Raw genomic sequence first — 5079 nt, 5'->3', positions numbered from 1 at the left:
CAGGTCATCGACCGCTGCATAATCCGAAGCCTCGCCGCCGGTCAGGATGAACCCGATAGGCAGTCCTTGATTGTCACAGCGGGCGTGGACCTTGCTCGTAAAGCCGCCGCGTGATTGAAGCGTCCCGGGTTTTCCGGAGGCAATTTCAATTGGGTCATGCCACCATATCGAGGGTCTCGTTGGCTGCATAGTAGTTGGCCTCGGCCTCGGCAGGTGGGATGTGCCCGATGGGTCCGAGGAGGTGACTGACGTGCTCACCTGATTGTTACCAGTCAGAGGTAGAGTCTCGCTCCTTCATGATGGTTGTTTGAGGGGATGGCAACGTGTCTGGGGGCATGCCCCGAGACACGTTGGCCAGCGATCTCGGCGGGGGTCTTTCCGCCCAGTTTCGAGTGCGGCCTGACCGTGTTGTAATCATGCCGCCAAGCGGCCAGGACGAACCGGGCATGGGCCAGCGAGGTGAACAGGGTCTCATTGAGGCATTCGTCCCGCAGGCGGCCGTTGAAGCTTTCCACGAAGCCGTTCTGCATCGGCTTGCCCGGCGCGAAGTAGTGCCACTCGACGCGGCACTCCTGCGACCAGCGCAGGATGGCCGACGAGGTCAGTTCGGTACCATTGTCGCTGACCACCGTATGCGGCTTGCCGCGGCAACCCAGCAGGCTGGTCCAGTTCGCGGGCCACCCGTGCCCCAGATAGCGACGTATCGGCCACCAGCGCCAGGCACTCCCGGGACTAGGGTCAGGACTCATTGATCCAGAAGATGGCGATTGCGGCCAGGGTGATGGCGGCGAGGAAGATGTCGGCGCAGCGGTCGTAACGGGTGTGGATGCGGCGCCAGTCTTTTAGGCGGGCGAACATGTTCTCGATCTTGTGCCGCTGTCGGTAGAGGGCGGCATCGTAGGAATGCTGGATTTTGCGCGAGCGCTGGGGCGGGATGCAGGGGGTGATGCCGCGTTCGGCGAGCGCCTGGCGGAACTAACGCGAGTCATAGGCGCGGTCGCCGAGCAGGGTGGCGGCGGGCGGCAGCGTGGCGATCAGCGCTTCGGCGCCCTTGTGATCGCTCCTCTGCCCCTCGGTGAGATAGAGGCGCAACGGCCGTCCCAGGCCATCGCACACCACATGGAGCTTACTGGTCAGCCCGCCCCGGCTGCGCCCGATAGATCGGGGTAGAGCCCCTTTTTGAACAGGCTGGCGGCGGTGCGGTGCGCCTTGAGGTGAGTGGCATCGATCATCAACCGGTCCGAACCGCTCTCCTTCGCCAGCTCGACGAAAATGCGGTTGAACACTCCCATCCGGCTCCAGCGAATGAAGCGGTTGTAGATCGTCTTGTGCGGGCCATAGCCGCCCGGCGCATCGCGCCAGCGCAGCCCGTTCCTGATCACGAACACGATCCCGCTTAGAACCCGCCGGTCATCCACCCGCGGCACCCCGTGCGACAACGGGAAATAGGGCTCGATCCGGCGCATCTGCGCCTCGCTCAGCAATGGCAGCTCATCCATGGCGGCACCTCCTGCCACCTTGAATCAGCCCATCAAACATCACGCAAGCAATTTAATGGGTCCTGACCCTAGTCATCGACCACGCACAGGATGCGGAAGCGCCGACCGCAGATCAGGCTGTCAGAGACGAAGTCGAGCGACCAGCGCTGGTTCGGGCCATCCGGCAGCACCATTGGCCTGCGCGTGCCCAGTGCCCGTTTGCGACCACCGCGGCGGCGCACCCGCAGCCCTTCCTCGCGGTAGATGCGCAGCAGCTTCTTGTGGTTGGGCGTCATGCCTTCCCGCGCCAGCAGGTAGCCCAGGCGGCGATAGCCGAACCGGCGACGTTCCGCCGCCAGCTCGCGCAGCCGTTGCCGCAGCGCCCCGTCATCTGGCCTGCTTGGCTCATACCGAACCACCCTGCGGCTCACACCAACCAGTGCACACGCCCGACGCTCGCTCACCCCGTGATGTTCCCGGGCATGGGCGACGGCTTCCCGCTTCGCGCCGGGCGTTACCATTTTTTTGAGGCCAGATCCTTCAGGACGGCATTGTCGAGCATCGCCTCGGCCAGCAGCTTCTTGAGCCGCGAGTTCTCCTCCTCGAGCGACTGCAACCGCCGGGCCTCGGATACCTCCAGGCCGCCGAACTTCGACTTCCACTTGTAGAACGTTGCCGAGCTGATCCCGTGCCGGCGGCAAACCTCCGCCGTCGCCATGCCCGCTTCTTGCTCCTTCAAAATCGCAATGATCTGTTCTTCGTTGAACCTGCTTCGCTTCATCTCGTCCGACTCCTTGGCGTCGGACTCTACCAAAAAAGGTCACATTTCAGGGGAGCACGGCACATCCGGGATTGCGTTGAAACCGGTCAATTCGTCCGCGACCACCGGCAGAAGCAGGGTGGGGCGGCCTCGAATAAGTGCATGGATGTGAGCCAACCCGTCAGGCGAGAGGAGGTCCGCAGCCAGCATCAGGCCTGCGTTTGCATCACCGCTCTTTGCCGCGGCGTACCCCGGGTGGCTGTCACGCGTGCGAACGTCTGTGTGGATGACCACATCAGGAAAGTTCGCAGGCCAAGGTAGCCGGGTAGGAAATTCGTCATTCATCGGCTCAACATGCCTATTGGCTATCTGAAAAGCCAGAACTGGATCGAGCACCAGCGTGAACAGCAAGGCGAAGGCTGATTCGCGCGCAAGCATCGGCAGGTGTGGCGCAAATATCCGCCGTTTGTGCGCAGATTTACCGGCAAAACCCCGCGTCTGCTCTGGTCACGGCAAAAAGCGCCGCATTAAGACGCCCCATGATTGCGTCCGCCTTCTTCTCTCCTCTTCCGTATCCGTGCCTGTCCTTCCGCAAGTTATTCTATCCGCATCTACGCCGAACGGGTCAGGGACTGTGAATTCTGTTGCGCTGGATGCCTCATAGCGAAATTCTTGGATCAGGGGGCACCAGTAACTGCCAATGAATGGAAGCAAGTCCCATGTCCAACCCTGACAAGATCATCCGCCTCAAGACCGTTCTCGCCCGCACCGGCCTGTCCCGCTCCACCATGTATCGCAAAATCGCAGAGGGGACTTTCCCGTCTCAGGTAAAGATCAGTGTTCACGGCGCGGGCTGGCGGGAATCCGCCGTGAACCGCTGGATCGATGATCCGGTCTCGTATCGGAATGAGAGCGCGGCGCTGTGACAGCGCTGCCTTCGGTCGAGCCGATCTGCGTGAAGGTCAATGACGCTGCGCGCATGATCGGCGTCGGCCGCACCAAGCTCTACGAACTGATTGCGTCGGGCGAAATTGAGGTCATCAAGCTCGGCAAATCGACCCGTATCACGACTGCCAGTCTGCACGAGCTGGTCATGCGGCAGCGCGAGTCGAAGTAGGCTCTGCTGCCGACGTATCCGCCGCTGGTGTGCGATTGCTCAGATAATCCGCCCATTGCATCATCAGGCTGCGGCGCTTCTCAAAGAAATCGGTTCGGCGGTAGGCCGCTTCGACCTTGTTGGGCAACTTGTGGGCGAGGGCCTTGTCAGCGACCTCCTTGGGGAAGTCGGTGCATTCGGCGGCCCAGTCCGTGAAGGTGGATCGGAAGCCGTGCACGGTGATGCTCGCGAAACCATCGTCGCGCAGAAGCTTGGTCATGGTCATGTCGCTGATCGGCTTCTTCCCGTCGTTGGAAAAGACCAAGCCCGTATCGCTGGTCCGCTCATCCCAGCGTTTGCGCAGCAATGCCACAACCGGTGCCGAAAGCGGCACCACATGGGTTTCGCCTGCCTTCATCCGTTCAGCGGGAATGGTCCATACCTCCTTTTCGAGATCGAACTCGGTCCATACCGCAAGGCGCGTCTCGTTGGACCGCGCGGCATTGTAGATCGTGAATCGCAAGGCGTCGCGTCCGGTCGTCGGGGCGGCGGTGGCAAGCTTTTTCATCAGTGACGGAACGTCGGCATAGGGCATGGCCTCCATGTGACCGCGTTTGTCGTTCTGGCGAGGCAAGCCCTTGCGCACCGAACGCAACGAAACCTCTTCCGGCACCCAGCCTTTGACATGCGCGAAATCGAGCACCACGCCGATGCGCTGGAGCAAGCGCCGCGCTGTTTCCGGTATTCCAAGCCAAATCGGGGACAGCGCCTCGACCACACAGGCGCTGTCCACCTTGTCGACCGGCTTCTTGCCGATGCGCGGAAAGAGGTGGCGCTCGAAACCCGACAGCCAGCGGGAATGATGCCCGTCTTTCCATCCGTACCCCAGGGTTTCATGGCACGAACGGGTTGCGGCTTCGAAGGTCGGTATGACCTTCCGCGCCTTGCGTCGCTCGGCGACAGGATCGAAACCGTCTAGAACGCGGCGGCGCAATTCTACTGCCGCTATTCTGGCATCGGATAGCGAAACATCATGCGCCGATCCCAGCCCGTAGTCGCGGCGCTTGCCATTCAACTGCATCCGAAGCATCCAGGTTCGCGCTCCGCTGGGCTTCACAAGCAGGCAGAGACCTCGACCATCGACATGGCGACCGGGCTTGGCATTCTTCACTTTTAGGATCGTCAGCGGCATCAGGTTCGAGTCCTTGTTGGCGGAATCATACCGCCGAAAAGGCGGCATTTCGTTCCCACAATCGTTCCCACATTTCGGTGGGAATTCAGGCAAATCGAAGCGACCGACCGCGAACACATTACAAGATAAATCGCTGAATTTACAGTAGACTTAGGGACGCCTTGAAATCACCTGAGACGAAAGTTATAGCGCCTCCTCCGCTACCAAATCCTCGATATCGCAGACAATTGGCCTGACCAAACTTAATTGCGGCCGACAGCAATCAAACCAAATAACCGCCGTTTGCCATCATCCTTTATCCGGCCGGCACTGCCTGATTTCATCACGTTGCGCTTGAACAGCACAACACCAAGGCGCAGCAACAATATCGCGAAGAAAATCTGGCCGGTAATGGCGACTGCATGGTGCCAAAGCGTTGGTTCCAGCGCGGCGCGTCCGATCATCGCAAAAGGGGAGCTAAACGGGAAGATCGCCGCAAATTGCTCAATCGGTTGCCCGGTTTTGGTAAGCGCGTAGGATGCAAAGAAGAAATTGATCAGCTGCGCCATTGTGA

At 60.7% G+C, this 5079-nt stretch carries 5 protein-coding genes and 3 pseudogenes; 2 read left to right on the top strand and 6 right to left on the bottom strand.

The window, feature by feature from the left end; all coding sequences use genetic code 11:
• Positions 1 to 272: 272 nt before the first annotated feature.
• The 4 genes and pseudogenes from ACRCSW_RS14425 to ACRCSW_RS14410 form a co-directional block, all read right to left on the bottom strand.
• Positions 273 to 732 (bottom strand): annotated as a pseudogene (locus ACRCSW_RS14425) (integrase core domain-containing protein); the annotation flags it as partial.
• A gap of 6 nt (positions 733 to 738) precedes the next feature.
• Positions 739 to 1499: pseudogene (locus ACRCSW_RS14420) on the bottom strand (IS5 family transposase).
• Between the two features lie 71 nt (positions 1500 to 1570).
• Positions 1571 to 2259 (bottom strand): annotated as a pseudogene (locus ACRCSW_RS14415) (transposase); the annotation flags it as partial.
• A 39-nt stretch (positions 2260 to 2298) separates the two neighbouring features.
• Entirely contained in the window at positions 2299 to 2676 is a 378-nt protein-coding gene (locus tag ACRCSW_RS14410) for a hypothetical protein (protein ID WP_438706152.1), read from the bottom strand.
• Positions 2677 to 2957: 281 nt separating this feature from the next.
• On the opposite strand from ACRCSW_RS14410, the gene ACRCSW_RS14405 reads away from it, so the two are divergent.
• Together ACRCSW_RS14405 and ACRCSW_RS14400 are read left to right on the top strand one after the other, a co-directional pair.
• On the top strand, positions 2958 to 3164 hold the full coding sequence (locus ACRCSW_RS14405; protein WP_147160732.1) for a helix-turn-helix transcriptional regulator: 207 nt from the start codon (positions 2958 to 2960) through the stop codon (positions 3162 to 3164).
• Positions 3161 to 3355: a helix-turn-helix domain-containing protein gene (locus ACRCSW_RS14400; RefSeq protein WP_438706149.1), complete on the top strand. Its 195-nt coding sequence runs from the start codon at positions 3161 to 3163 to the stop codon at positions 3353 to 3355. The genes ACRCSW_RS14405 and ACRCSW_RS14400 overlap by 4 nt, the downstream gene beginning before the upstream one ends.
• On the opposite strand, the gene ACRCSW_RS14395 is transcribed toward ACRCSW_RS14400, so the two are convergent.
• Entirely contained in the window at positions 3330 to 4526 is a 1197-nt protein-coding gene (locus tag ACRCSW_RS14395) for a tyrosine-type recombinase/integrase (RefSeq protein WP_438706147.1), read from the bottom strand. The genes ACRCSW_RS14400 and ACRCSW_RS14395 overlap by 26 nt on opposite strands.
• A gap of 242 nt (positions 4527 to 4768) precedes the next feature.
• On the bottom strand, positions 4769 to 5079 hold a 311-nt coding region (locus ACRCSW_RS14390; RefSeq protein WP_438706145.1), incomplete at its 5' end, for a hypothetical protein.

The organism is Tabrizicola sp. (genome assembly GCF_051645465.1).
Classification (GTDB): Bacteria; Pseudomonadota; Alphaproteobacteria; order Rhodobacterales; family Rhodobacteraceae; genus Tabrizicola.
Note: the sequence above shows the minus strand (reverse complement) of the source record. Positions and strands in the feature narration are given on the sequence as shown.